28 protein-coding genes are annotated in these 26918 nt (G+C 59.6%); 14 read left to right on the top strand and 14 right to left on the bottom strand.

Translation table 11 applies throughout. The features are described 5' to 3' along the window. Positions 1-82 precede the first annotated feature (82 nt). On the top strand, positions 83-454 hold the full coding sequence (locus HMCN_RS19715) for a hypothetical protein (protein ID WP_081801360.1): 372 nt from the start codon (positions 83-85) through the stop codon (positions 452-454). A gap of 14 nt (positions 455-468) precedes the next feature. Continuing rightward, a complete protein-coding gene (locus tag HMCN_RS0101105) occupies positions 469-987 on the top strand; it encodes a glycine zipper family protein (RefSeq protein ID WP_025915636.1) in 519 nt (172 codons plus the stop codon). Between the two features lie 226 nt (positions 988-1213). On the opposite strand, the gene HMCN_RS0101110 is transcribed toward HMCN_RS0101105, so the two are convergent. Further along, complete coding sequence (locus HMCN_RS0101110; RefSeq protein WP_025915637.1) at positions 1214-1735, bottom strand: hypothetical protein; 522 nt, start codon at positions 1733-1735, stop codon at positions 1214-1216. 217 nt (positions 1736-1952) lie between these two features. On the opposite strand from HMCN_RS0101110, the gene HMCN_RS0101115 reads away from it, so the two are divergent. Continuing rightward, positions 1953-2615: a tRNA-uridine aminocarboxypropyltransferase gene (locus tag HMCN_RS0101115; protein ID WP_025915638.1), complete on the top strand. Its 663-nt coding sequence runs from the start codon at positions 1953-1955 to the stop codon at positions 2613-2615. 79 nt (positions 2616-2694) lie between these two features. Further along, the gene (dacB, locus tag HMCN_RS0101120; RefSeq protein ID WP_025915639.1) at positions 2695-4125 is read left to right on the top strand and encodes a D-alanyl-D-alanine carboxypeptidase/D-alanyl-D-alanine-endopeptidase; all 1431 of its coding nucleotides are present in this window, start codon (positions 2695-2697) and stop codon (positions 4123-4125) included. 93 nt (positions 4126-4218) lie between these two features. Here the strand turns inward: dacB and HMCN_RS0101125 are convergent, their stop codons facing one another. The 3 genes from HMCN_RS0101125 to HMCN_RS0101135 are packed head-to-tail and all read right to left on the bottom strand — an operon-like array spanning position 4219 to position 6117. Beyond that, positions 4219-4731: a TPM domain-containing protein gene (locus HMCN_RS0101125; protein ID WP_035625228.1), complete on the bottom strand. Its 513-nt coding sequence runs from the start codon at positions 4729-4731 to the stop codon at positions 4219-4221. After that, positions 4731-5522, bottom strand: a complete 792-nt coding sequence (locus HMCN_RS0101130; RefSeq protein ID WP_025915641.1) for a YgcG family protein — start codon at positions 5520-5522, stop codon at positions 4731-4733. Before HMCN_RS0101130 ends, HMCN_RS0101125 begins: the two co-directional genes overlap by 1 nt. A 1-nt stretch (position 5523) precedes the next feature. Further along, positions 5524-6117: a LemA family protein gene (locus HMCN_RS0101135; RefSeq protein ID WP_025915642.1), complete on the bottom strand. Its 594-nt coding sequence runs from the start codon at positions 6115-6117 to the stop codon at positions 5524-5526. Between the two features lie 193 nt (positions 6118-6310). On the opposite strand from HMCN_RS0101135, the gene pyrF reads away from it, so the two are divergent. Continuing rightward, a complete protein-coding gene (gene pyrF, locus HMCN_RS0101145; protein ID WP_025915643.1) occupies positions 6311-7126 on the top strand; it encodes an orotidine-5'-phosphate decarboxylase in 816 nt (271 codons plus the stop codon). A gap of 37 nt (positions 7127-7163) precedes the next feature. Then, positions 7164-8606 (top strand): aspartate aminotransferase family protein, encoded by a 1443-nt coding sequence (locus tag HMCN_RS0101150; protein WP_035625231.1) that lies wholly within the window; start codon positions 7164-7166, stop codon positions 8604-8606. Positions 8607-8681: 75 nt separating this feature from the next. Here HMCN_RS0101150 and HMCN_RS0101155 read toward each other — a convergent pair whose 3' ends face one another. From HMCN_RS0101155 to thiL, 3 genes are read right to left on the bottom strand one after another with little or no spacing between them, the layout of a single operon-like run. Further along, positions 8682-9170 carry a CinA family protein gene (locus HMCN_RS0101155; protein WP_025915645.1) on the bottom strand — a complete coding sequence of 163 codons (489 nt, stop codon included), beginning with the start codon at positions 9168-9170 and terminating at the stop codon, positions 8682-8684. Positions 9171-9209: 39 nt separating this feature from the next. Beyond that, the gene (locus HMCN_RS0101160) at positions 9210-9734 is read right to left on the bottom strand and encodes a phosphatidylglycerophosphatase A (RefSeq protein WP_025915646.1); all 525 of its coding nucleotides are present in this window, start codon (positions 9732-9734) and stop codon (positions 9210-9212) included. Continuing rightward, the gene (gene thiL / locus HMCN_RS0101165; protein ID WP_025915647.1) at positions 9731-10699 is read right to left on the bottom strand and encodes a thiamine-phosphate kinase; all 969 of its coding nucleotides are present in this window, start codon (positions 10697-10699) and stop codon (positions 9731-9733) included. Before thiL ends, HMCN_RS0101160 begins: the two co-directional genes overlap by 4 nt. 453 nt (positions 10700-11152) lie before the next feature. Between thiL and HMCN_RS0101170 the strand changes: the two genes are divergently transcribed. Continuing rightward, complete coding sequence (locus HMCN_RS0101170; RefSeq protein ID WP_025915648.1) at positions 11153-13465, top strand: NADP-dependent malic enzyme; 2313 nt, start codon at positions 11153-11155, stop codon at positions 13463-13465. A 114-nt stretch (positions 13466-13579) separates the two neighbouring features. Here the strand turns inward: HMCN_RS0101170 and HMCN_RS0101175 are convergent, their stop codons facing one another. Further along, a complete protein-coding gene (locus HMCN_RS0101175) occupies positions 13580-14053 on the bottom strand; it encodes an Rrf2 family transcriptional regulator (protein WP_025915649.1) in 474 nt (157 codons plus the stop codon). 365 nt (positions 14054-14418) lie between these two features. Between HMCN_RS0101175 and HMCN_RS0101180 the strand changes: the two genes are divergently transcribed. The 7 genes from HMCN_RS0101180 (at position 14419) to HMCN_RS17040 (ending at position 21493) form a co-directional block, all read left to right on the top strand. Beyond that, positions 14419-16698 (top strand): nitric-oxide reductase large subunit, encoded by a 2280-nt coding sequence (locus tag HMCN_RS0101180; protein WP_025915650.1) that lies wholly within the window; start codon positions 14419-14421, stop codon positions 16696-16698. A gap of 81 nt (positions 16699-16779) precedes the next feature. Beyond that, positions 16780-17043 (top strand): DUF2249 domain-containing protein, encoded by a 264-nt coding sequence (locus HMCN_RS0101185; protein WP_025915651.1) that lies wholly within the window; start codon positions 16780-16782, stop codon positions 17041-17043. Between the two features lie 205 nt (positions 17044-17248). After that, positions 17249-17692, top strand: a complete 444-nt coding sequence (locus HMCN_RS0101190) for a universal stress protein (protein ID WP_025915652.1) — start codon at positions 17249-17251, stop codon at positions 17690-17692. Positions 17693-17811: 119 nt separating this feature from the next. Next, a complete protein-coding gene (locus tag HMCN_RS0101195; RefSeq protein ID WP_025915653.1) occupies positions 17812-18192 on the top strand; it encodes a SirB2 family protein in 381 nt (126 codons plus the stop codon). A gap of 231 nt (positions 18193-18423) precedes the next feature. Continuing rightward, positions 18424-20466 carry a ribonucleoside triphosphate reductase gene (locus tag HMCN_RS0101200; protein ID WP_025915654.1) on the top strand — a complete coding sequence of 681 codons (2043 nt, stop codon included), beginning with the start codon at positions 18424-18426 and terminating at the stop codon, positions 20464-20466. A gap of 135 nt (positions 20467-20601) precedes the next feature. Then, entirely contained in the window at positions 20602-20796 is a 195-nt protein-coding gene (nrdD, locus tag HMCN_RS0101205) for an anaerobic ribonucleoside-triphosphate reductase (RefSeq protein ID WP_025915655.1), read from the top strand. After that, on the top strand, positions 20750-21493 hold the full coding sequence (locus HMCN_RS17040; RefSeq protein WP_081801358.1) for an anaerobic ribonucleoside-triphosphate reductase activating protein: 744 nt from the start codon (positions 20750-20752) through the stop codon (positions 21491-21493). The genes nrdD and HMCN_RS17040 overlap by 47 nt, the downstream gene beginning before the upstream one ends. Here the strand turns inward: HMCN_RS17040 and HMCN_RS17045 are convergent. The 6 genes from HMCN_RS17045 to HMCN_RS0101240 form a co-directional block, all read right to left on the bottom strand. Continuing rightward, positions 21490-21873 (bottom strand): putative zinc-binding protein, encoded by a 384-nt coding sequence (locus HMCN_RS17045; RefSeq protein ID WP_035625234.1) that lies wholly within the window; start codon positions 21871-21873, stop codon positions 21490-21492. The two genes, HMCN_RS17040 and HMCN_RS17045, sit on opposite strands and share 4 nt — an antisense overlap. Before the next feature lie 46 nt (positions 21874-21919). Further along, on the bottom strand, positions 21920-22390 hold the full coding sequence (locus tag HMCN_RS0101220) for an SCP2 sterol-binding domain-containing protein (RefSeq protein WP_025915656.1): 471 nt from the start codon (positions 22388-22390) through the stop codon (positions 21920-21922). A gap of 15 nt (positions 22391-22405) precedes the next feature. Further along, positions 22406-23023, bottom strand: coding sequence for a hemolysin III family protein (locus tag HMCN_RS0101225; RefSeq protein ID WP_025915657.1), 618 nt, complete (start codon positions 23021-23023; stop codon positions 22406-22408). Positions 23024-23108: 85 nt separating this feature from the next. Next, positions 23109-23999, bottom strand: coding sequence for a U32 family peptidase (locus tag HMCN_RS0101230; protein ID WP_025915658.1), 891 nt, complete (start codon positions 23997-23999; stop codon positions 23109-23111). Between the two features lie 34 nt (positions 24000-24033). Further along, positions 24034-25029: a peptidase U32 family protein gene (locus HMCN_RS0101235; protein ID WP_051566665.1), complete on the bottom strand. Its 996-nt coding sequence runs from the start codon at positions 25027-25029 to the stop codon at positions 24034-24036. A gap of 169 nt (positions 25030-25198) precedes the next feature. Next, entirely contained in the window at positions 25199-26392 is a 1194-nt protein-coding gene (locus HMCN_RS0101240; protein WP_025915660.1) for a nitronate monooxygenase family protein, read from the bottom strand. Positions 26393-26918 lie beyond the last annotated feature (526 nt).

Raw genomic sequence — 26918 nt, forward strand, 5'->3', positions numbered from 1 at the left:
GCGTTCAGCGCGGATCGCGTAGCGGCAGGGCTGCACTAAAAGGCATCAAGGTGCCGATGTTTTGCCCGAAGAGGTGGTTATCATGCAATGGTTCAAGTCTGCGTTGCTGTTCGTTACTCTGTGCGGGGCGGTTGCTGGCGAGCCCGTCTGGGCGCAGCGCGTCCGTCATGGCGGGGAGCGGGCGCATGTCGGGGGGCGGGCGCATGTCGGGGTTGTGATTGGCGCGCCGCTGTTCTGGCCCTATTACCCGTCCTACTACTCGCAACCTTATTACTATCCGTACCCGTCGGTCATTGCGGTGCCGTCATCGCCCCCGGTGTATATCGAGCAGGAACAACAATTGCCGCCGCAACAGTACTGGTATTTCTGCAATAGCCCGCAGGGATACTACCCTTACGTGAAACAATGTCCATCAGGTTGGCAGCAGGTCGTGCCGCAACCTCCACGCAATTGATCGGAGCCGAGATTATGTCCAATACCTTGCGATATACCCCGCTGTTTGCCCTGCTGTTGCTGAGCGCCTGCGTTTCGATGCCGTCGGGGCCGAGCATGCTGGTGCTGCCGGGGGCGGGCAAGAATTTTGACCAGTTCCGTGCCGATGAGGGTTCGTGCCGGCAATATGCGCAGTACCAGATGGGCGGCGCCACTGCCGATCAGGCTGCGGTAGATAGCGGCGTGCGCAGTGCCGCCCTCGGTACCGTGCTGGGGGCCGCGGCGGGCGCTGCCATCAATGGACGGAGCGGCGCCGGCACCGGCGCGGGTGTCGGTCTGCTGTATGGCGGGCTAGCGGGAACCGGCGCAGCCAACAGCTCCGGCTATGGCGCGCAGCAGCGCTACGATTTCGCTTACCTGCAATGCATGTACGCAAAGGGACACCGGGTACCGGTGTCCGGCCGTTTTAGTAATGAAATGCGCAACGAAGTCCACACGCCGGGCAAAGGCTACGCTGTTCCGCCGCCGAACACGCCGCCGCCCTCATCCTATTGATCCGGCACGATGAAGTCTTGACTTCATCGTGCCCCGTTCTCCCCCTCTCCCTCTGGGAAGGTTGGAGGTGACGCAGGGATTTCGGATGGCATGCCATCCGCCTGCGTCACGGTATCCGCTTGCAAGCGGATACGCGCACTGCAAGTGAGGGGATCCGGTTCTAACTTTATTCGTTCCGGATCTGTATTAAGTTGCTCATGCAGGCACGAGCGGCCTGCATGAGCAACTATCCCCGGTCGTTGTTGCGATGCTTGTCGTTGCCCCTGTCGTTACCCCGATTGTGGCCGTTGTTGCCTCTGTCGTTACCACGGTTGTGGCCGTTGTTGCCTCTGTCGTTACCCCTGTCGTGTCCGTTGTTGCGATCGTATCCCCGGCCGCCGTCGCGTTCGCCCTGGTCGCTGCGGTGGGTATCGCGATAACGTGGAACGTACACATCGTTATACCAGTTGTCCTGCACGAAATAGACCGGCTGGCCGCAGGCGTTGTACCTGCGGCAATGCTTGCGCCAGTTCTTGGCATGACCCGGCGGTACGTGCAGGTAGATCGGCCGGGGCCTCACGCCTGTCGGTGCCGGCTGGATGATGAGTGGCTGCGGGTAGATCAGCTGCGGCGGCGGCACGTTGCCGATGTTGATTTGGCCGTAAAAGCCGGGCTGGCCGACGCTGACCGAAACGCCAACATCGGCAGCAAGCGCCGGAGCAGTGACTGCGGTTACTGCTACCGCGGTCGCGAATAGGAAACGTTTCATATCGAGGGTCCTTGTGTCAGTTAATTGCCGCTGTGCGCGCAAGTGCGTCGGTCCGATGAAAAACGAACGCACCCGGCATTTTTATACCACAGCCGTACAGCAGCGGCAGGCCGCAAATGTATCTATCGGTAAAAACATGTGCGGGACACCGGGTCAAATTTCGTTTCGGCGCAATGCGTCGGGAAACTGCATGCCGGTATTCCGGTAAAATTCTCCGATGATCCTTGCCCCCAGCGCCAAACGCCCGATCTGCGCCACCTGCCAGCGCCCGCAAAGCACTTGCATCTGCCGCTGGGTCAGACCGATAGCGCACACGGTCGAGGTGGTGATCCTGCAGCACCCGCTGGAGGTGGCTAACGCCAAGGGCAGTGCGCGTCTGCTGCATCTGAGCCTGCCGCGCAGCCGGATGGCGACGGGCGAGGTGTTTGCCGAGCAGGAATTGCAGGCGCTGTTGACTGCGCCGTTCGAGCCTGAGCCGGTGCAGATTTCGAAGCAAGCCATCTTGCTGTATCCGGAGACAATCGCGGACAAGGCGCTGGGAATGCCGGCGCCGCCTGTTCCTGCGCCGGGTTTGTTGCGCGATCCAGCGCAGTTGCGCCTGATCGTGCTGGACGGCACCTGGCGCAAGAGCCGCAAGATGCTCTACCTCAATCCGCTGCTGCAACAGTTGCCGCGCCTGCCGCTGCGCGACGTTCCGGCCTCGCATTACCTGATCCGCAAGGCGCATCGGCCGGATCAGCTGTCCACGCTGGAGGCGACCTGCGCGGCCCTGATGCAGCTGGAAGGCCGCGCCGCACAGTGCCGGCCCCTGCTGGCTGCGTTCGACGGTTTCGTGGCGCAGCAGCTTGGGTATCGGGCGGATGCAATTCGCCGCAATTAACGCCGCAGCCAGGGTGGCGCATGCCGGCGTTGGGTATCATATCTACCTTCGAGCCGAGCAAATTGCCCACAGGAATACGATGCATTTCTTGACCATTAAAAAACTTGCACGATCCGCCGCCGGCTGCGGCGTGCTGGCCTGGGCCGCCGCCAGCTGGGCCCAGGCGTTGCCGCCCGCGGTCGAAGGCGCGCTGCAGCGCGCCGAAATTCCCGCCGCCGGGGTCGGAATTTATGTGCGGGAAGTGTCGGCTGGCGCGGCGCTGCTGGAGCTGAACGCGGCGACTGCATTCAGTCCGGCCTCGGTGATGAAGCTGGTGACTACCGATGCGGCGCTGGAGTTGCTTGGCCCAACCTACGCCTGGAAAACCCGCGCCTATGCCGCCGGGCCGCAGCGCGGCGATGTGCTGCAGGGCGATCTGGTCATTCAGGGCGGCGGCGACCCGAAGCTGGTGCTGGAGAATTTCTGGCTGTTCCTGCGCCGCATCCGCGCCCAGGGCATTCGTGAAATCAGCGGCAATCTGGTGCTCGACCGCAGCGCCTTTGCCGATAATGGCCCGCAGGATGCGGCCGCTTTCGATGGCGAACCCGGCAAGCCGTACAACGTCGGGCCGGACGCCTTGCTGCTGAATTACAAGACGCTCGGGGTGCGCTTCTCGCCGGATGCGGGCAGCGCCACGGTGCGGGTGGCGGTCGATCTGCCGTTTGCCGGTTTTCGGGTCGCCGCGCCGGCGCTCTCGAACGGCAGTTGCGGCAACTGGCAGGACAAGCTGGGAGCGGAATTCGGTGCCGACGGCATCGTTTTCAGCGGCACATTTCCGGCTGCCTGCGGCGACAAGACCTGGTATCTCAACCCTTACCGGATCAGTCATGCGCAGTTTTTCGGCAAGATGTTTCGCCAGTTGTGGCAGGAGCTGGGCGGGGCCTTCCGGGGCGAGGTGGTCGACGGCCGGGTGCCGGATGGCGCCCGTTTGATTGCCGAGTGGGCGTCGCCGGCGCTGCCGGAAATCATCCGCGACATCAATAAATTCAGCAACAACGTGATGGCACGCCAGGTTTTGCTGAGCCTGGCACCCGAACAGCCGGCGCTGCCGGCCAGCACCGGGCGCGGCGCTGAGGCAGTCAAGGCCTGGCTGGCCGGCAAGGGCATCGATGCGCCGGAACTGGTGATTGAAAACGGTTCCGGCCTGTCGCGCTCCGAGCGCATTTCGGCCCGCACCTTGGGGCGCATGCTGGTGGCGGCGTACCACTCGCCGACCATGCCGGAATTCATCGGATCATTGCCGCTGGTGGGTCTGGATGGAACGATGCGCAAGCGGCTGCAGGCGGAAAATGTTGCCGGCCATGCCCATATCAAGACCGGCTCGCTGGAGCAGGTGCGTTCCATTGCAGGCTATGTGCTGGCTGCGTCCGGCCGGCGCTATGTGGTGGTGTGCCTGATCAACGACCGCAATGCCGCCAAGGCGCGCGAGGCGCAGGATGCGCTGCTGCAGTGGATCTACCAGGCTGGTTAATGATTTTTGCCGGAGTATACCAATTTTCCGCAGGTAAATAATGCTGGAATAGATGCCGCATCCATGAGTATATGGCGCGCGCCGGGCCGCTGGTCAGAGCAGCACCGGCCGGTTGTCGAGCTGGTTGCGGCGTTCGCCTTGTGCCGGGTAATGCTGCTGCAGCAGGGCGTTGAGTTTTTGCAGCGCCGCATTGACGCTGTCGCGGAACTCGCCGCGGGCAAAGCCGTGCGTCATGGTGTGGCAAAGCGCTTGCCATTCGCCGGCATCGACCAGCCGGCCCACCGCGCGGTCGGCGACGATCTCGACCTTGTGGTCGGCCAGGTTGACGTAGATCAGCACCCCGCAGTTCTCCTCGGTATCCCAGACCCGGTGCAGCGCGAACAGTTCGCGCGCGCGCTCGCGCGCCGACACCTGCTGCAGCACTTCGGTCAGCGTCAGCGCCGGCTCGATGATCAGGCAGACTTCGGCCCGGTGCAGCGCCTCGCCGGTGGCTATGGTGGCTTCGATCGTTTTCAGGGCGGCGGCCGGGAAGGCGCGGCGGCTAGCGCCGGAAGTCGTCAGCAGATGCCGTTTCAGGCGCGACAGCAGTGCAATAAAATGCGTCATTACCAATCCCCCGACGCGCCACCGCCATCAAAGCCGCCACCGCCGCCGGAAAAACCGCCGCCGCCGGAATGTCGCTCGAAGCCGCCGCCGGCACCGAAACCGCCCAGCCCGCCCAAGCCGCCGCTGCCCAGGATCATGCCGGCAGTGCGGCCTCTGGGGCCGTACTTGAACGAGCTGCGCGAGCGCTGATAGATGATGGCGGCGAACATGAATAGCAGGAACAGGATCGGCAGCCAGCCGGAGAACCCGTCTTCTGCCGCCGGCTTGCCGGCCGGTGCCGGCAGGTGCTCCTGATCCATCAGCGTGGTCAGTGCGCTGATGGCGGCGGCCAGTCCGCCGTAATAATCGTTCTGGCGGAAATACGGCGCGATCACGTCCTGCAGGATGCGTTTCGACTGGGCGTCGGTGACGGTGCCCTGGATGCCGCGCCCGGCTTCGATGCGCAGGCGGCGCAGGGCCTTGTCGTTGTCCTTGGCTACCAGCAGGATGACGCCGTCATCGACGCCCTTGCGGCCCAGTTTCCAGGCGTCCGCGACCCGGATGCCGTATTGCTCGATGGCTTCCGGCGCGGTGCTGCTGACCAGCAGGACCGCAATCTGGCTGCCGCTGCGGGTTTCGTACTCTTTCAGCACGTTGTCCAGATTGCTGCGCTGCTGCGGCGTCAGCATGCCGGCCTGGTCGATCACATGGGCCGACAGCGCCGGCACCGGCACAAAATCTTGAGCCTGCGCGCCGGCCAGTGTCAGCCAGAGCGTCAGGGTGCAGGCAAGCAGAATCCGCAGGGCGTGCATTTTATTTGCCGAAATTCACGGCCGGCGCATTCGAGATCGCTTTCTCATTCTCGACCGAGAACGACGGCTTGACCTTGTAGCTGAAGATCATCGCAGTCAGGTTGGTCGGGAAGCTGCGCGCCAGCACGTTGTATTCCTGTACCGCAACAATGTAGCGCTGGCGCGCCACCGTGATGCGGTTTTCGGTGCCTTCCAGCTGCGACTGCAGGTCGCGGAAGCTGGTGTCGGCCTTCAGGTTCGGATAATTCTCCGACACCGCCATCAGGCGCGACAGCGCGCCGGACAGTTCGCCTTGGACCTGCTGGAACTTGTTGAAGGCTTCCGGATTGTTCAGCACTTCCGGCGTGATCTGGAAGCTGGTGGCGGCGGCGCGCGCCTTGATCACCGCTTCCAGCGTTTCCTTCTCGTGCGAGGCGTAGCCCTTGACGGTATTGACCAGGTTCGGGATCAGGTCGGAGCGGCGCTGGTATTGGTTGACCACTTCGCCCCAGGCCGCCTTGGTGCTTTCGTCCCTGGCCTGGAAGTCGTTATAGCCGCAGGCCGACAGGGTGGCGCCCAGTACCGCGATTGCTATCAGTTTCAGCCATTTGTTCATGGTGGTTCTTTCCGAAAAATTGGAGGGAAAATGCAATGAATATCATATTAACGCTCGAAGCGATATTTTGGGGAGTTGCGCCGGGATTTCAATTGTCCGCCGTCGCTGCTGCGGTCATTGCCGCCGCAGCCCGATTGGGCGCGTTAGATCGGGCGAGTTACAATGCAGGGCTCTGATTCACTCCTGATATGCCATGACCTTCATCGAAAAGCTCTCCGCTGCCTGGGCCGCGCACGATTCCCTGCTGTGCGTCGGACTGGATCCCGACAGCAGCAAATTCCCGCCCCATCTGCAGGGACAGCCGGATGCGATCTTCACTTTCTGCAAGGCGATCATCGACGCCACTGCCGATACCGCGTGCGCGTTCAAGCCGCAAATCGCGTATTTTGCCGCGCTGCGGGCCGAGGACCAGTTGGAGGCGCTGTGCCGCTACCTGCGCGCCAGCTACCCGCAACTGCCGGTGATTCTGGACGCCAAGCGCGGCGACATCGGCGCCACCGCCGAGCAATATGCGCGCGAAGCGTTCGAGCGCTACGGCGCCGATGCGGTGACGGTGAACCCGTACATGGGCTCCGATTCGATCGCGCCGTATCTGGAATGGCAGGATCGCGGCACCATCGTGCTGTGCCGGACCTCGAACCCGGGCGGCTCCGACCTGCAATTCCTGAACGCCGGCGGCAAGCCGGTGTATCAGCACGTGGCGCAACTGGTGGCCGAGAAATGGAATACCAACGGCCAGTGCGCGCTGGTGGTCGGCGCCACTTTCCCCACCGAACTGGCGCAGGTGCGCGCGATTGTCGGCGACATGCCGCTGCTGGTGCCCGGCATCGGCGCCCAGGGCGGCGACGTTGCCGCCACCGTGGCGGCCGGCAGGACCGCCGACGGCTGCGGCATGATGATCAATTCTTCCCGCGCCATCCTGTATGCGGGCGGCGACGAGCATTTTGCCGCAGCTGCGCGCACCGTGGCGCTGGCCACGCGCGATGCGATCAATCGCTATCGCAGATAATTCTCAATTGCCGATTTCAACAGGAATAAGCGGAAAAATGACTTCGAAAGACTCCCTCGACCCGGACGACTGGCAAGCGCTGCGCGCGCAGGGCCATCAGATGCTGGACGACATCATCGATTACATGGCGAACCTGCGCCAGCGCCCGGTCTGGCAACCGATCCCGCAGCACAAGCGCGACATCTTTACCGAAGCGCTGCCGGCCGCGCCGACTGAGCTGGCTGCGGTGCATGAGCGCTTCATGCATGACATCCTGCCGTATGCGGCCGGCAATACGCATCCCGGCTTCATGGGCTGGGTGCAGGGCGGCGGTAATCCGGTTGGGATGCTGGCCGAAATGCTGGCGGCCGGCCTGAATGCCAACCTCGGTGCGCGCGACCAGATGCCGCTGGAAGTCGAGCGCCAGGTGCTGCGCTGGGTGCGCGAGCTGTTCGATTTCCCGGACAGCGCCACCGGCCTGTTCGTCACCGGCAGTTCGATGGCGAACCTGATGAGCGTGCTGGTGGCGCGCACTGCGGCGCTCGGGCTGGAAGTGCGGCAAACGGGGCTGGCTGCCAGCAACAAGCGGCTGACCGCCTACACTTCGGCCGGCGCGCACGGTTGCATTGCGCAGGCGATCGACTTGTCCGGGTTCGGTTTCGATGCCTTGCGGGTGATCCCGATGAATCCGCAGCATCAGATCGATCTGGAAGCGCTGCAGCGCGCGATTGCCGCCGACCGGGAGCAGGGCTTCACGCCGTTCTTCATCGCCGGCTCGGCCGGCACCGTCAACCACGGCGCGATCGACGACCTGAACGCGCTGGCCGACATCGCCGTCAGGGAGGGGCTGTGGTTCCACATCGACGGCGCCTACGGCGCGCTGGCGATGCTGTCGGCCGAGCTTGCGCCGCGCCTGCAAGGCATCGAGCGTGCCGACAGCATCGCCTTCGATTTCCACAAATGGATGCAGGTGCCTTACGACGCCGGCTTCTTTCTGGTGCGCGACGGCACGCGGCATCACGACGCCTTTGCCTCGCCGGCGGCGTATTTGCGGCGCGAAGCGCGCGGCCTGGCGGCCGGTTCGCCCTGGCCGTGCGACTTCGGCCCCGACCTGTCGCGCGGTTTCCGCGCCCTGAAAACCTGGTTTACGATCAAGGTCTACGGCGCTGACAAGCTGGGACGGATGATCGCCGGCACCTGCGCGCTGGCGCGCTACCTGCAGCAAAAGATCGAGGCCGAGCCGAAGCTGGAACTGCTGTCGCCGGCTTCGCTCAATATCGTCTGTTTCCGCTATCGCAGCCAGGACAGCGACCGCGTCAACGCCGACCTGATCGCCGATCTGCACGAATCCGGCATCGCAGCGCCGTCGGCCACTACGGTCAACGGCTGCCTGGCAATCCGGGTGGCGGTGGTCAACCATCGCACCGAGCGGCGCGATATCGATGCGCTGTTCGACGCGGTGCTCAGGCTGGGGGATGCGGGTCACACGGCTCCGCTGTAGGTGCCGGGCCGATGCTCCAACGAAAAACGCCGGGCGCAGTGCCTGGCGTTTTTTTCGTGGGTATCAGGCGTGTGGCTAGGCCGGCGTTTTCAGGAATCGCAGCAAACCTTGCAGGCAATGCGCGACGGTCTGTTCGCGTACCGCATGGCGGTCGCCGCTGAAGACTTTGCGTTCGGTCAGAACCCGCTTGCCCTGGGCCCAGCCGAAACAGATGGTGCCAACCGGTTTGCCCGGTACTGCGCCGGTGGGGCCGGCAATTCCGGTAGTGGCGATGGCTACATGTGCATCACTGTGCGCCAGAGCCCCTTGCGCCATCGCGGCGGCGATTTCCTCGCTGACCGCACCGTGTTGCGCGATCAGCACGGCCGATACGTCCAGCAGTTCGGTCTTGGAATCGTTCGAGTAGGTGATGAAGCCGCAGTCGTACCACTCCGAGCAGCCGGCAATTTCAGTGATCGCCTGCGCCACGCCGCCGCCGGTGCAGGATTCTGCGGTAGCTAGCAGCAGGTTTTTTTGTTGCAGTACCTGGCCGACTTCCGCGGCTAATTTGATGATGTCTTCCATTTTATTCTCCTCCTGTGGGTTGCCAACTATTGCAAATTTTTATACTGCGCGCCACAACGCGAACACCAGCAAGGTGTAAAACGCGGCCACGATGTCGTCCCACATTACGCCGAAGCCACCTTTGATGTGGCGGTCGAAATAGCGAATTGGCGGCGGCTTAACCATATCAAAAAAACGGAACCAGAGAAATGCCCAGCATTGGGTGGCGAAGCCGGCTGGCGTGATGAACAGCAGCACCAGCCAGATAGCGATGATCTCATCCCACACCATGCTGCCGTGGTCGGGCGCGCCGAGATTGCGGCCGGTGATTTCGCAGGCCCAGATCCCGAGCGCGAAGCCGAGTCCGATGATCACGGCCCAGTTGCCCGGGGTGAAAAGCTCTGGCCAGCGCAGGCTCAGCACCGCAAACGACAGCCAGCCGTACAGCGTGCCGGCGGTGCCCGGCATGATCGGCGACAGGCCGCTGCCGAAACCCTGCGCGACCAGGTGCGCCGGATGGGCCAGCATGAAGCGGGCGCTGGCCTTGATCGGCAGGGCGCTGCGGCCGGGTTCGGGTGCGTTCATGGCGAAGCGAAGTGGTCGAAGGAAGACGGGTGCAAATCGAGCGTCGCGCCGCTGGCATCGACCAGTTGCAGGCCGCCGGCCGGTGTGATACTGCCGATGCGCGCGACCGCGGTGCCGGCAGCCTGTGCCGCCGCCAGCACTGCGGCGCGTTGGGTTGTTGCGGCGGTGAAGCAGAGTTCGTAATCGTCGCCGCCAGCCAGCGCGAAGGCGCGCTGCAGCGCTTGCGGCTGGCGTGCCAGCACCGGGCCTAGCGGCAGCGCATCGAGGTCGATGCGCGCGCCGCAGCCGGAGCGCTGCAGGATATGCCCGAGGTCGCCGCTCAAGCCGTCCGAGATATCGATGGCGGCATGGGCCACGCCGCGCAAGGCCAGCCCGAGCGCCACGCGCGGGGTCGGTGCATCCAGCCGCGCAGCGGCAGCGGCCTGGCTGGCCGGGTCGAGCGCGACGTCCTGCCGCAAGCCGGCCAGCGCCAGGCGCGCGTCGCCCAGCGTGCCGGAGACCCAGATGTCGTCGCCGACCTCGGCTGCATCGCGCCGCAGCGCCAGCCCGGGTGGGATTTCGCCGAAGATCGTGATGCAGATGTTCAGCGGCCCCCTGGTGGTGTCGCCGCCGATCAGCGCGCAATCGTGCGCGTCGGCCAGCGCGAACAGGCCGGCGGCAAACCCCGCCAGCCATGCTTCGTCAGCCTGGGGCAAGGACAGCGCCAGCGTAAAGCCGAGCGGCCGGGCGCCCATCGCTGCCAGGTCGGACAGGTTCACCGCCAGACATTTGTGGCCGAGTTGGCGCGCATCGGCGCCGGGGAAGAAATGCCGCCCTTCGACCAGCATGTCGCTGGAAATGGCCATCATCATGCCGGGCGTCGGATTCAGCAGCGCGCAGTCGTCGCCGATCCCCAGTGCCACCTGCGGCTGGCTGGATTGGTCGCGGGTGAAGAAGCGGGCGATCAGGTCGAATTCGGAAATCATCCGGCGATTGTACTCAAGGCGTGCAAAAGCTGTGGGGTTTTTACCGGCAGGGCAAAAGCAGCGATTTTTGCATTACAATTATACTAATATATGTATATTTAATATGCGCATATAAGATAAGCGTAAATATCGGTATTTTTTCATATACTCCATTGATTTTAATTTAATGAGAGAGTCTGGTGGTTGTCGATAGTCCGATGACCTTGAAATCGGCTGGAATGCCGATCGATTCGAAGCAAGTGATGCGCATGAAGAGCCCATAGATAAAACAGATTGATTGTTAGTGATTAATAGTTACTCTCTTGCTGAATTTCACGGTGCGGCGGCAATCGATAGCGCTGATTTGTGCCAAAGCCGCATAACGCAAGTACAAATACGTATAAGGTCTGCGCGCCCGCTCTGCTAAAATCGTAGGCTTTCGGTAAGCTCCAAAAAGCAGAAAGGCCGTAGAGCATGGAATCTACATCGGATCAAAAAGAGCAGCGGCGCCAGGAATTGCGCCAAGCGGCACTTGAATATCATGAATTTCCAACCCCCGGCAAGATCAGCGTCATACCGACCAAGCAGTTATCCAATCAGCGCGATCTGGCCCTGGCATATTCTCCCGGCGTGGCATCCCCATGCGAAGAAATCGTCGCGGATCCGGCCAATGTATTCAAATACACCGCGCGCGGCAATCTGGTAGCGGTCATCACCAACGGCACCGCAGTGCTCGGCCTGGGCAATATCGGCCCGCTGGCATCGAAGCCGGTGATGGAAGGCAAGGGCGTGCTGTTCAAGAAATTTGCCGGCGTCGACGTCTTCGATATTGAGATCAATGAACTCGATCCGGACAAGCTGGTCGATATCATCGCTTCGCTGGAGCCGACTTTCGGTGGCATTAACCTGGAAGACATCAAGGCGCCCGAGTGCTTCTACATCGAGCGCAAACTGCGCGAGCGCATGAAAATCCCGGTCTTTCACGACGATCAGCACGGCACCGCGATCATCGTCGGCGCGGCCATCCTGAATGGCTTGAAAGTGGTCGGCAAGGATATCAAGCAGGCCAAGCTGGTGGTGTCCGGCGCCGGCGCTGCGGCGCTGGCCTGCCTGGATTTGATCGTGGACCTGGGTTTCCCGATCGAAAATATTTTCGTAACCGATCTGGCCGGCGTGGTGTATCAGGGCCGGGTCGAGCTGATGGATCCGGACAAGGCCCGTTTTGCCCAGCCCACCAGTGCCCGCACGCTGGCTGAAGTGATGCCGGGCGCGGACATCTTCCTCGGCCTGTCGGCCGGCGGCGTGCTGAAGCCGGAAATGGTGGCTGGCATGGCTGCCAGCCCGATAGTGCTGGCGCTGGCGAATCCGACCCCGGAAATCCTGCCGGAGGAAGCCAAGGCGGTGCGTCCCGATGCGATCATCGCTACCGGACGTTCCGACTATCCGAACCAGGTCAACAACGTCCTGTGCTTCCCGTACATCTTCCGCGGCGCGCTCGATTGCGGCGCGACCACCATCACGCGCGCGATGGAGATCGCGGTGGTGCGTGCGATTGCCGAACTGGCGCAAGCCGAGCAATCGGATGTGGTGGCCACCACTTACGGCATCCACAATCTGTCCTTCGGCCCCGAATACCTGATTCCGATGCCGTTCGATCCGCGTCTGATGATGAAGATCGCGCCGGCAGTGGCGCAGGCGGCGGCCGATTCCGGCGTGGCCGCGCGGCCGATTCAGGACATGCAGGCGTACGCCGATCGCCTGCAGCAATTCGTCTACCGCAGCGGCACCTTCATGAAGCCGCTGTTCCAGATTGCGAAAAAAGCCCCGTCGGGCAGAAAGCGCATCGTCTTTGCCGAGGGCGAAGAAGAGCGCGTGTTGCGCGCGGTGCAGATCATCGTCGATGAAAAGCTGGCCAAGCCGATCCTGGTCGGCCGGCCATCGGTATTGGCGCAACGGATCGAGAAATTCGGCTTGCGCCTGAAACTGGATGCCGATTTCGAAGTCATCAATCCCAACTTTGACGAGCGCTATCGCGATTACTGGCAAACCTTTCATCAGATGTCGAAGCGCAAGGGCGTGACCGAGCAGTACGCAAAGCTCGAAATGCGCCGCCGCCACACGCTGATCGGTTCCATGATGATCCACAAGGGCGATGCCGACGGCATGATTTGCGGCACCTATGGCAACACTAATTTGCACCTGCACTATATCGATCAGATCCTGGGCAAGCGCGAAGGCGTGAATGTGTATGCGGCGATGAACTGCCTGATCCTGCCCAACCGGCAGGTGGTGTTGGTCGATACCCACGTCAACGAGAATCCGAATGCAGAGCAAGTGGCGGAAATCACCATCATGGCGGCGGACGAGATGCGCCGTTTCGGCCTGCAGCCACGCGCTGCGCTGCTGTCGCATTCGAACTTCGGCTCCAGCAACAGCGAGTCGGCACAAAAAATGCGGGCGGCACTGGCTATCATTCACAAGAATGCGCCCGAGCTGGAGATCGACGGCGAGATGCATGGCGATACTGCACTGGATTCGGCTTTGCGCACATCGATGATGCCGGACTCCCCTTTGACCGGCGACGCCAATTTGCTGGTGATGCCGAATATCGATGCCGCTAATATTGCCTATAACCTGCTGAAAACGGCATCAGGCAACGGCGTTGCGATTGGGCCGATCCTGCTTGGTTGCGCCAAACCGGTGCACATCCTGACTCCGTCGGCCACCGTGCGCCGGATCGTCAATATGACAGCGCTGTGCGTGGTCGATGCGATAGCTGAACGCTAGCAGACCGGCCGGATTGCGCAACAGAGAAAAGCCGTTTCTCCCGATGGGAAAAACGGCTTTCTTATGTGCCGGGATTGATTGCGGCAACCGTATCGCCGCTTTGCCAAAGCGGCCTCAGTGCGCCTGAGACTTGACGGAGTGGATGCGCATCGGCCTGAGCGCGACATCCTGGCTGGGGTAGCGGCTATCCTTCCTGATCAGGTTTTCCAGCGTCACGCCATCGAGTACATCCAGGTATGCTGTGGTGGCAGCATGCAGTACGCCTTTTAACGTGCAGTCGGATGCGTAGCCGCACTGGAAATTTTCGGGCGAAAAGCATTCTGCCATGAAAAAATCGGTTTCGGTATTGCGTACGACTTCACCGATATTGATATCCGCCGGCTCCTTGTTGAGCCGCAATCCGCCGTTGCGGCCGCGTACAGTTTCCACCATCCCGGTCATGCCCAGTTGATGCACTACCTTCATCAAATGGTTCTTGGAGATGCCGTGAATGTCGGCAATATCCTGAATCGTCACCAGCTTATCCCGGTTCAGACCCAGGTGCATCAGGGTGCGTAGCGTGTAGTCAGTATAAGCAGTTAATCTCATCGCTGGATCCAGGATTGTTCAAGAGGAGTGCCACATGTGGCGTGTAATGCAGTATTCATTATATATGTTATCTGCATTCCGGCCTAGAAGCTGCAAGTAAGCTGTTGTTGGTGCCAATTATGATGCTTTTCCTGCCAGTTGAAACGATGCGGTCTTGACGCGCGGTTTTTCCTATTCAAAAGCCGGTTCTTTCGACGCCCTGGCAATAGCTGCCGCAAAATTGATCCACATTAAGTACCTAGCTAAAAGATGTATTTGAATTGCATCTATTAAAAAATGCACATAAAATACATCTTATCGGGCGACCAACCCAATAATTTTTCAACCAAAACCATTATCACCTCAACCGAAAAAGGATATTTGCCATGCACGCTACGCGCAAACTCTGGACTTGGCTAGCCATAATCTGTGTTCTTTCCTTTGCCGTATTAGGCTGGGTAGGATCAGAGATTTACGTCAAGGCTCCGCCAATCCCCAACCAAGTCGTCAGTACCAAGGGCGATGTACTATTCTCAGCAGGGCAGGTGGAGCGCGGGCAGGAAGCATGGCTGTCTGCGGGCGGCCAGCAATTGGGGACGGTATGGGGACATGGCAGTTATCTGGCGCCGGACTGGTCTGCCGACTGGCTGCATCGCGAAGCGCTGGCGTTGCGCGAAGTATGGGCGCAGCGGGATTTCGGCAAGGCATTCGAACAACTCGATGCCGGGCAGCAAGGGCAGCTCAACGGCTTGCTGAAGGTCGAGATGCGGCGTAATACCTACAATGCGCAAAACGGCGTGATTACGCTCACGCCGGAGCGGGCCGCAGCAGTGCAACAAGTTGCGAAGCACTATGCAGGCCTGTTTGGCGACGACAAATCGCTGGATGCATTGCGCAAGCAATATGCAATGAACCCTGATTCGCTGCAAGATCCTGCCGATCGGCAGGCGTTGACCGCATTCTTTTTCTGGAGCGCCTGGTCGGCTACCACCGATCGTCCCGGCGAAACGGATCTGAGTTACACCAGCAATTGGCCGCACGAACCGCTGGTGGCCAATACGCCGACCGCCGGTACCGGCATCTGGTCGATTGCCAGCGTGATATTGATGATCGGTGCGATTGCAGCGATGATTTTTTATCACTCGACTAGCAAGGAAGAGGGTGATCCCGTTCCGCCCAAGGCTGATCCGCTGTTCAACCTGAAGCCGACGCCATCGATGAAGGCCACCAAGAAATATTTTTATGTGGTGATCGGTTTGATTCTGGCTCAGGTCGGCATGGGCGTGATTACCGCGCATTATGCGGTCGAAGGCACCAGCTTTTTCGGGTATCCATTAGGTCAAATCCTGCCTTATACCGTGAGCCGGACCATGCATACCGGGTTCGCCGTATTGTGGATTGCCACTGCATGGCTAGCCACCGGCTTGTACATCGCGCCGGCTATCTCCGGTCACGAGCCGAAGTTCCAGAAACTGGGCGTCGATGTCCTGTTCTATGCATTGCTATTCATCGTGGTCGGCTCTACTGTAGGGGGCTGGCTCGGCACTTTGCAACACCTGGGAACCGATTTCGGCTTCTGGCTCGGCAATCAGGGGCTCGAATTCACTAGCATGGGCCGCGTCTGGCAAATCCTGCTGTTCATTGGCTTGTTGTTCTGGGTTTTGTTATTGGGCCGCGGCTTGCTGCCGGCACTGAAAAAACCAGGCGAAAGCCGCGGTTTGATTGCAATGGTGTTCCTGGCGGCGCTGTGCATTGGCCTCTTTTATGCAACGTCGCTGGTATGGGGGCAGCACACACACTACGCGATCATCGAGTACTGGCGCTGGTGGTTGGTCCATCTGTGGGTAGAGGGCTTCTTTGAAGTGTTTGCCACTGCTGTGATTGCGCTGTTGTTCACGCGTCTTGGACTGATCAACGCTGCGACCGCAAATGCTGCGATTGTGCTGGAGACCATCGTGTTCTTGTTCGCCGGCATTCTGGGTACCCTCCATCATCTGTACTTTACCGGTACCCCGACTTCGGTGATCGCAATCGGCTCGATGTTCTCTGCACTGGAAGTCGTGCCGTTGGCAATGATAGGCATTGAAGCGTATCGCAACTATCAGCGCTCCAAGGCGGCACCATGGGTGGAAGCCTATAAGTGGCCGATCCTGTTCTTTATTGCAGTGGGTTTCTGGAATGTGGTCGGCGCCGGCTTGCTGGGCTTTTCGGTCAATACCCCAATCGCACTGTATTACATGCAAGGCATGAACCTGACGGCAGCCCATGCCCATGCCGCATTGTTCGGCGTATATGGAATGCTGGGCATCGGCTTGCTGCTGTTCTGCCTGCGTGGTCTGTCTGACCGTGCAGCCTGGTCCGACAAGCTGCTGCAACCGATGTTCTGGTCGCTGAATATTGGTCTTGGCATGATGGTGTTCATCTCGCTGCTGCCGGCCGGCATCTATCAAGCCTGGGCCAGCATTACCAAGGGCGTCTGGTATGCGCGCTCGGCTGAAGTGGTGCATTCGCATCTGATGGAAACATTCGTCTGGATGCGGGTGCCTGGCGATGTCGTGTTTTCGATCGGCGTGTTTTTCCTGGTGGCCTTTGCATGGCGTCTGGTTACCAAAGCCAAGCGCCCTCAGGAACAGGCGTTGCCACCAGTACGTCCGATCAAAGGTTGATCGTTCCAGTCCGGAACAGGCCGCTGCAGTTTGCGGCCTGTTCCAATATTTTCACTCATTGTTTTTATAAGGAGTTTTATCATGGCCCACGATTGCTCACATCCAACCACCGCTGCGGGAGTTTATCCATTTGATGCACGCGGCGTCGCCAAGCGCTTCCGGCACGCTGCGATTTTTGGCGCACTGGAAGCCCTGCAGCCGGGCGAGACCATGCGCTTTTGCAACGATCACGACCCATTGCCGCTGCTGGCGCAAATCAACGGGCATTACGGCGCAGGCGTCAAGATTGCCTACGTATCGCGCGAACCGGGTGAAATCGTCATCGATTTTCAGGTAACGGGCTGATTCAACAGTCTGCCTGGATTTGAAAATGGCTACTCTTTGCTGCTATAGTGGATTCGCTTGGCGATGCGTAGCCGATTGCTCCTGCGCGCGCAGTCTTTCATACGATTGCGCTGCAGGAAGGCATCTTTGGCGGCACATCGCTTGGCGGATTTCAGGCCGGCAGATGCGGCCTACATAACCGATGTCATCACGGAAAAGGTGAAAAATGTTCAAGTCGATTCTGGTGCCAACCGATGGCTCCCCTTTGGCTGACAAGGCGATTAAGGCGGCAGTCGAATTTGCGCAGTCCAATGGCGGAAAAATTGTCGGCCTGTCGGTCGCCGAGCCCTATCCGTATGCCCCGCTGACCGATGGTTCGATTACCGTGGACGCGCAAAGCTATGAAGCGAAAATGCGGGAAATGGCGCAAACGCACGTGCAGAAAATAGCGGATGCGGCGCAAGCAGCGAATATCCCGTGCGAAATATGCGTGCGGCAATCGTTCAGCCCTTTCGAAGAGATCATCAGTGTTGCCAATAACTACAATTGCGACATCATTTTCATGGCATCGCATGGGCGCAAAGGTCTGAGCCGGTTGTTTGTCGGCAGCGAAACGCAAAAAGTACTGGCGCATTCGACGATTCCGGTTCTGGTATTCCGCCAGGATTGACGGAATACGGCAGAAAAGCCCTGTCGCACAGGGCCTGCCTGTGAACATCGCGTACCCACCATGCGCTATTTCTGCGCGCAAAAATTCCTCCGAAGACGGCAAAATCGAAATCACCCCCCATGAGTTATCTTGCTCTGAAACACCTCCATGTCACTTGCGCCGCGCTCAGCGGCAGCCTGTTCCTGTTGCGCGGGTTCTGGATGCTGCGGCAGTCGCCTGCACTGCAGCGGCGCTGGGTCAGGGTCGTGCCGCATGTTATCGATACCTTGCTGCTTGCCAGCGCACTGATCATGGTGTTCTGGAGCGGCCAGTATCCGTTCGTGCAGAACTGGCTGACCGCCAAGGTCATCGCATTGCTTGCCTATATCGGACTCGGCACCATCGCGTTGAAACGCGGCAAAACCAAGACGGTTCGGGTGACCGCCTTCATCAGCGCACTGCTGGTGTTCGCGTACATCGCGGGCGTGGCGGTGACCCGGCAGGCAACGATTGTCGGGTAGTGCCGCAGCGTTTCGCTAATTCATCCGCCGCTCGGTTGCGGTAAAAAAACTCCTTGTTGTACCTGATCCGGGACGGCGGTTATCGCGCGATCCATTGCGGGAAAGTACCGGTATGGCAGAAAATTATTCCAAATCAAGGTATTCAAAAAAACACTTCAATCCGGTTTACCTATCTGTATTTAGTTATTATTCTTCTTTAAACCACAATATGTTGTGTTTTAAGGGGGCGAAATGGCAGCAAAGACGGCAGCGCAATCAATTTCATTTCTGACTCAGGTCATCAAGCGTGACAGCAGTATAAAACCGTTCGATTCCGGCAAAATCGCATCTGCACTGTTGCGCGCCGGGCAAGCCAGCGGCGAATTCGGTTGCGATGAGGCCGAGCGCCTGACGCAGCAAGCGGTACTGCAAAAGATTGCGCTGGATGGCGCCGCGCCGCATATCGAGCAGATTCAGGATGCGGTCGAGACGGTGCTGTTCGACGCCGGGCATCGCAAGACGCTGCGCGCCTACATCGTCTACCGCGAGCAGCACAGTACCTTGCGCACCGACCGCAAGACGCTGGTCGATGTCGAGAGTTCGATCAACGAATACCTGGAGCAGCGCGACTGGCGCGTCAACGCCAATGCCAATCAGGGTTATTCGTTGGGCGGCCTGATCCTGAATGTCTCGGGCAAGGTGATCGCCAATTACTGGCTCAGCCATGTCTACCCGCCGGCCGTGGGCGACGCCCATCGCAACGCCGATCTGCACATCCACGATCTCGACATGCTGTCCGGCTATTGCGCCGGCTGGTCGCTGCGCACCTTGCTCAATGAAGGCTTGAACGGGGTGCCGGGCAAGGTCGAATCCGGGCCGCCGAAACACATGTCGAGCGCAGTCGGGCAAATCGTCAATTTCCTCGGTACGCTGCAAAATGAGTGGGCCGGCGCGCAGGCCTTCAGCTCATTCGATACCTATATGGCGCCGTATGTGCGCCATGATCGACTCGACTACGCCAGCGTCAAGCAATACATTCAGGAGCTGATCTACAACCTGAACGTGCCGTCGCGCTGGGGCACCCAGACCCCGTTTACCAACCTGACCTTCGACTGGGTGTGCCCGGAGGACTTGCGGGCCCAGGTACCGGTCATCGGCGGCGAAGAGATGCCGTTCGCGTACGGCGATCTGCAGCTCGAGATGGACATGCTCAACCGCGCCTACATCGAAGTCATGATGGCCGGCGACGCCAAGGGGCGGGTGTTTACCTTCCCGATTCCGACCTACAACATCACGCCGGATTTCGACTGGGACAGTCCGAACGCCAATCTGCTGTTCGAGATGACTGCGCGCTACGGCTTGCCTTACTTCCAAAATTTCATCAATTCGGAGCTGAAGCCGAGCATGATCCGCTCGATGTGCTGCCGCTTGCAGTTGGACTTGCGCGAGTTGCTCAAGCGCGGCAACGGCTTGTTCGGTTCGGCCGAGCAAACCGGATCGCTCGGCGTGGTGACGATCAATTGCGCCCGCTTGGGCCATCTGTGCAAAGGCGATGAAGCAGCGCTGCTGCAGCGCATCGATGAATTGCTGGAACTGGGCAAGACCAGCCTGGAAATCAAGCGCAAAGTGATCCAGCGCTATATGGACAATGGCTTGTTCCCGTATACCAAGCGCTATCTGGGCACCTTGCGCAACCATTTTTCCACGCTCGGCGTCAACGGCATCAATGAAATGATCCGCAACTTCAGCGATGGCGCGCACGACATCGCCAGCGAATGGGGCAATGCGTTTGCGCTGCGCCTGCTCGACCATGTACGGGCCCGGATGCTGGAGTTTCAGGAACAAACCGGCAATATGTACAACCTGGAAGCGACCCCGGCCGAAGGCACCACCTACCGGTTCGGCAAGGAAGACCGCAAGCGCTACCCCGGCATCCTGCAGGCCGGCACCGACGACATGCCGTACTACACTAATTCGTCGCAACTGCCGGTCGGCTTCACCGACGATCCGTTCGAGGCGATGGAGCGACAGGATGCGCTGCAGCGCAAATACACCGGCGGCACCGTGCTGCATCTGTACATGACCGAGCCGCTGTCGAGCGCCAACGCTTGCCGCACACTGGTCAAGCGCGCACTCAGCCGTTTCTCGATGCCGTACATCACCGTCACGCCGACCTTTTCGATCTGCCCGAAACATGGCTATTTGGCTGGCAGCCACGCGTTTTGCCCGAAATGCGATGCAGACATCATCGCGCGCAAGCAGCGTGCGGAAAGCGCAATGCTTGCATGTGAATAATATACTGCAAGTAGTATTTTAATAGCCGCATTAAAAACAAGCGGTAAACGGCATATTTTCAATATTCAATTGGGAGTATTTTGGCCGCATCGCAGATATCAGCGTAACTGTTTTCAACCCACCAGGAACACAACCATGACCGACCGCAGCAATCAGGCTTTCCTTGCCAGCCAAACAATCACCCTCACCGATGCAGAACGCCAGCCTTGTGAAATCTGGACTCGCGTGATGGGCTACCACCGCCCGGTGTCGTCCTTCAACATCGGTAAAAAAGGGGAGTTCCATGAACGCACCTATTTCAATGAAGACTGCGCCCGGCTTGCCCACTGAACGGTCGTTGAAAGTGGGCGGCATAACGCCGTTCACTGCCACCGATTATCCGGGCAAACTGGCAGCGGTGATTTTTGTGCAAGGCTGCCCGTGGCGCTGCGGCTATTGCCATAACCCGCATTTGCAGCCGCGCCTGGCGAACAGCCCGGTCCCATGGCCGCAGGTGCTGGATTGGCTGCGGCGGCGCATCGGACTGATCGATGCGGTGGTGTTTAGCGGCGGCGAGCCGACCATCGATGCCGCGCTAACTGACGCCATCGGCGCTGTGCGCGCACTGGGGTTCGAGGTCGGCTTGCACACTGCCGGCACCTATCCGAAACGGCTGGTGGAGATACTGCCGCTGCTGGACTGGGTCGGGCTCGATATCAAGGCAGCGTTTGCCCAGTACGACCGGATCACGCAGATTGCCGGCAGCGGCAGTCAGGCGCAGGCTGCGGCCGAAGCGATTCTGGCCAGCGGCGTCGATTACGAGTTTCGCACCACCATCCACCCGGTCCTGCTGCCGGAGGCCGAGGTGCTGGCGCTGGCGCAGAGCCTGGCGCAGATGGGCGCGCAGAAGTATGTGTTGCAGGTGTTTCGTGCGCAGGGCAGTCAGGACGATGCGCTGGCTGCGGCTGCAATGGCCGGATATCCGGGTGAAACGCTGTTGCGCCAGGTGGCGCAACTGTTTCCGCACTTTAGCGTGCGACGTAGTTAGGGTTGCGGCTTCAGGTCGGCCGTCACGCGGGCGATCACGTCTTCGGCCTGCTGCGGATCGAAGTCTTCATGCAGGCGTTTCTTGACGCCGTATTGCTGCAGTTGGTGATAACTGTCCGGCGCAATGTCGTGCCGCGACAGACAATTTTTGGCGCAGGCCAGCGCGCAGCCGTCGAGCGCGATGATGCGCCGTCCCGATTGTGCAATTTTCAGCAGATACGGCACGTCGCCGCCGATGCCGGCGATGCAGGACATTTCGGCCACGCCGCGCCGGTCGAGCTGCAAGGCGACGTGGTTGGCCAGTTGCGCTGCGCTCGAACAGCCGGAGCAGGAGTAAACCAGCGGTAGATCTGCCTTTTTCGCGGCATCCTTCGTACTCATGAGAAAACCCCTGCTTCCGGCATTCTAAAAACCTTCACTGCTGTTGCTACACTTTCAGTTTTGCCTTCATGCGCGCCAGCACGCTTTCGGGCGAGATTTGCCCCAGATGAAAAACCGGCAGCTCGATCGCATCGATGGTGTTTTTCACCAGCAAGCCCAGTTCGGTGTCGCCTTCCATCGACAGCCGGCGGCTGAAGAACAGCGTGTCGGGATCTTCCTGGCGTTGTGCCAGCAACAGGAAATCGTGCGCGCTGGCGCTGATTGTCAGATCGGCTTCGCCCATGTTGCGGCAGGCGGTAAAGCTTTTCTGCATCCATTTGAAGTCGAACGACAAGTGCGCATCGTTGACGGTGATGCGCAATTTCTTGTCGGCCAGCGAGGCGCGCACATCGGCCGGCAGGTTCTTCAGCAACGCCATGTTCAGCGCCGTGACGAATAGTAGCGAGCCAGGGTAAGCTGGCAACAGCGACAGCAATTTTCCGACTGGTTTTGGTATCACATAACGGCTTTGATTCATGAATATTCCCTCGATTTATACTACGTAGAGCAATACGGCAAAATAATGGCAGGCGCTGCCACACAGCACAAACAGGTGCCAGATGCCATGCCCGTGGCGCATTTTTTCATCGCGCACGTAAAAGATGATGCCTATTGTGTACAGCAACCCGCCCGCCGCCAGCCAGGCAAATCCTGCCGGTGTCAGCGCCGATACCAGCGGCGCGATCGCAACCAGCGCCAGCCATCCCATCAAGACGTAAATTGCCAGCGACAGCAGACGCGCCCCTTTGGCGAACCAGATTTCCTGCGCAATCCCCAGCAAGGCCAGGCCCCATACTACGCCGAACAGGGACCAGCCCCAAGGGCCGCGCAGCGTCACCAGCACAAAAGGGGTGTAACTGCCGGCAATCAGCAGGTAAATCGCGCAATGGTCGAGCTTGCGCAGTACATCCTTGGCCGTCCCGCGCACGCTGTGGTACAGGGTGGAGCCGATATACAGCGTCAGTAGCATCGCGCCATAAATGCTGAAACTGACGACCTTCCACGGGTCGCCCAGGCGCGCGGCCAGCACAATCAGGAATGTCGTGCCGATCGCGGCCAGGATTGCCCCGGCCAGATGGCTGATGCTGTTGAATCTCTCACCGTAATACATGGTATTCCTCTCGAAATCTGCTGCGCACGCATCGGTGCATCCGGCTGTGATTTCGGGCAGAGCCCATTGGTTCATTCATCCGGCATCACGCAACCAGTTGCTCCAGGCCCGGTTTTCCGTACCAGTAGCCATTGCAGGGTTGGTCCGGCATTATGGCACGCATTGATTCCATCGCATCGGCTGCGGATGCCTGCTGCGCGAGCACAGTATGGAACAAATTGATGATTTCCCCGGTGTGCTGCGACTGTGGACTGATCCGTACCACATCCACGCCCAGATCCCGCATCTGAGCGAGTTCATTGATCAGATTGTAGACCAGCGCGGATTGGGTCTGGATGCCGTTGAGCACCAGGAAATCCTTGCTTTCACGGGTTTGCAGCATCAACCCGTCTGCATAATTCATGCAGACGAACTGGCAATTGTCTTTCGGCAGATTGTGGTGGCGCGCGGTAAAGCAGCGCGCCGAGAATGCCAGCGGCATCCGGCCGTAAGCGAAGACTTCGGTTTCCAGCCCGGCCGGCCGGCCGGCCTGCATCTGCGCCAGGTCATCGCGGTTCATTTCAAGCGGCATCACCCAACGTTTGGCGCCCAGGCCGGCCACCAGTTCCAGCGACGGGGCGTTGTATAAATTCAGGTGTTGCCCGGCAACGAAGGGCGTTTGGGCGGTCAGGCAATGAACCGCACCCATGTCGTTGGCCTCGACCGTGAAGCTGCCGTTTTCGGTAATCTTGCGCAGGGTGGCGGTGTCGGAGCCGGACTCGATCAGTACCAGCGTTGACAACACCACTTCCTTGCCGGCAGCGCGCAGGCTTTCGGCAATGGTGAGCCAATCCGACAGGCGTAATTCGTGGCGGCGCGAGCACACCACTTCCCCCAGATAGACGATATCGACGGCGGAATTGGCGATGGTTTCATAGAACTTGAATACCGCATCGCGAGGCCAGTAATACAGTATCGGACCTAAAGCGAGTTTCAAAATGCATTCTCCTGTTGTGCGCTTGTTTGTGCAGTTATTTCCATGGGCGGTGGTACGCCCCCAAGGTGTGTTGCTGCCCTTCGGCCACCTTGTCCAGGTCCGTCATCCAGGCCGGCTTGACCGAATAGCGGTGCAGGTTTTCGCGGCAGCTGTCGATCGCTTCGCGCCAGACCTTGGTGACTTGTGCAGTATAGGCAGGGCTGCGTTGGCGCCCTTCGATCTTGATCGCGCTTACGCCCATGCGCATCAATTGCGGCAATAATTCCAGCGTGTTCAGGCTGGTTGGTTCTTCAATCGCATAATAGTTCTCATCGCGGACATCGAAGCGGCCCTTGCACAAGGTCGGATAGCCGGCGTTTTCGCCATCGGCGTAGCGGTCAATAAGAACGCCATTCAGGCGCGATTCCAGTCCCTGTGGCGTTTGTTGCCAGCGCACCGACTTGGCCGGCGAACACACGCCGTGCGTGTTCGGTGCTTCGCCGGTGACATAAGACGACAGCGCGCAACGGCCTTCCACCATCACGCATAGGCTGCCGAAACCGAACACTTCGATTTCGACCGGGGTTTTCTTGCTGACCTGTTCCACTTGCGCCAGCGACAGCACCCGCGGCAGCACCGCGCGTGCGATGCCGAAGTGCTGGTGATAAAAATTGATCGCTTCAAAATTGGTGGCCGAGCCCTGCACCGAGAGATGCAGCCGCAGATTCGGATGATGCTTGACCGCGTATTGCATCAATCCCGGATCGGCCAGAATCACCGCATCCACTCCGGCATCGGCGGCGCGGTCAATCGCAGTGCGCCATTGCTGCCAACCCGAAGCCTGCGGATAGGTATTCAGGGCCAGCAACACCTTGCAGCCACGCTCATGGGCGTAGCGTATGCCGGTGGCGATGGCGGCATCGTCGAAATTCAGGCCGGCAAAGTTGCGCGCATTGGTGGTATCGCGAAACCCCAGGTAGACGCAATCGGCGCCGTGGTCGACTGCGGCTTTCAGCGCCGGCAGACTGCCGGCAGGGCAAACCAATTCCATTTTTTCCAGGGCAGCGGTCGCCGCTTCGGTTTCGGACAAGATATCAACGGGTGTATTCGTCATGGTTAAATTATCAGTGGCGGTGAATGCATAGTGACGGCACGATTCGAGTCATGCTGAATCGTCCGGTTTGAGGGTTTGCAGTAAGTCGGTCATCCGTTACCTTTTATCATATCGGCAGCAGATGCTGTTCCAGCGATTGTCTCTGCGGTTCGATCGGGCTGTGGCCTGTCAGCATGTATTGAATCAATTCCCGTACCGACCTGATCGCATTGCCGAATGGCAATTCCTCGGATCCACGGAAAAACAGGCCGCGTTTGATGTCGCCGTTCATGGCGAAAGCGAGCTGGGTGTCGATGCAGAACTGGCCCGCCTTGGCAATGCCGTCGCGCCAGCCGCATTGGAGCAGGCAATCGAAGCCCACCGTGCAGGGTTTGGCCTTGGCGATGTTCTTCAGCTTGGCTTCCTTGTCCAGATAGTTCGCGAGCCACGGTGTGCGTACCGCGCGCGCCGGTAATCCGGTGTTGCTGATGAAGGTCACGATATCTTCCGGCCTGGCTTCTACCAGGACCTTTTTGAAGTTGGGATGGGCGTCGCCTTCTGCTGTTACCGCAAATGGCGTGCCGAGCTGGATCGCACTCGCGCCCAGCGCGAATAGTTCGCGTACTTCCTGGTGGCTATTGATGCCGCCGGCGGCAATCAGCGGAATCCGTTCGCGTTCAAGGCCAAGCTGCTTGAATAGCTCCAGCGTGCCTTCAAGCACGGTAGGGAATGCGAAATGCGGATCGGATACATCTTCCGGATTTGCCGCGCCCAGATGTCCGCCTGCATAACGCGGATTTTCAATCACGATGGCGTCGGGCAAACGGTTTTTGCGCATCCATTTTTTCAATATCAACGCGATGCCGCGCACGTCGGACAGAATCGGAATCAGCGCAACTTTCGGATAATTGGCGGTCAGTTCCGGCAAATCCAGCGGCAAACCAGCGCCAACTACGATTGCATCGATGCCGCTGGCGCATGCCTGGCGAACTGAGGATGCATATTCTGACACCGCACGCATGACGTTGACGGCGAGCATGCCGCAGCTGCCGGCCAGTGCGCGCGCCGCCTTGATTTCGCGATCCAGCGCAATCAGATTGATGCTATCGATCAATTCCTTGTCGCGCGAACGGTGTGTTTGCGCCATCAAGTCCGGGTGGTGGCGGCGCAGATCTACGCTGGAGATAGTGCCGACTGCTCCGAATTTTGCTACGGTACCGGCTAATCTGTGCGCCGAGATGCCGACACCCATGCCTCCCTGGACGATCGGCAACAGCAGCTTATCTTTGAGTTTTAGTGACGGTAATGCAATCTGCAGCACAATGTTCCTTGTTGTCGCCGGTCCGAACGAATGATGTGAGCTGGCACGGCTGCTTCGTAAAGACCGATGCCCGGCAAGGCGGACTGTTCTCGCCGTAACCGCTTAAAACTAGAATGACAATTCCATCGCACTGACACCGGTGGCCGCACTCGACGTGTTTCGTCTATCCTGACAGCTTCCAATGTAAATTAATTTCTGGGAGTATCATTAAAACCGATGTGATTTGCACATGATTTAAAGGCGATTTGCAAAATACACCTGGTTTATGTTAGGCAAGATGCGCGGCAGAGCGGTGATGCAACGGAGGAATTCTGTATTTATCCTGCCACTTTAAACTACCATTGCCCTGTGATTCCTTAATGTAGATCAATGATGTGGTGTGGGGCTTGATGTGAGAATGTTCCATCGTCCATTTGGGTGCGTGTCATGAAAACGATTAGCGATTACTTGGGCACTGATCATAAACGGTGCGATGAACTGTTTGCGGTAGCCGAGCGCAGCGTCGATCAGGGCGATTGGGAGCAGG

Source organism: Herminiimonas sp. CN, assembly GCF_000622895.1.
Lineage (GTDB): Bacteria > Pseudomonadota > Gammaproteobacteria > Burkholderiales > Burkholderiaceae_D > AVCC01.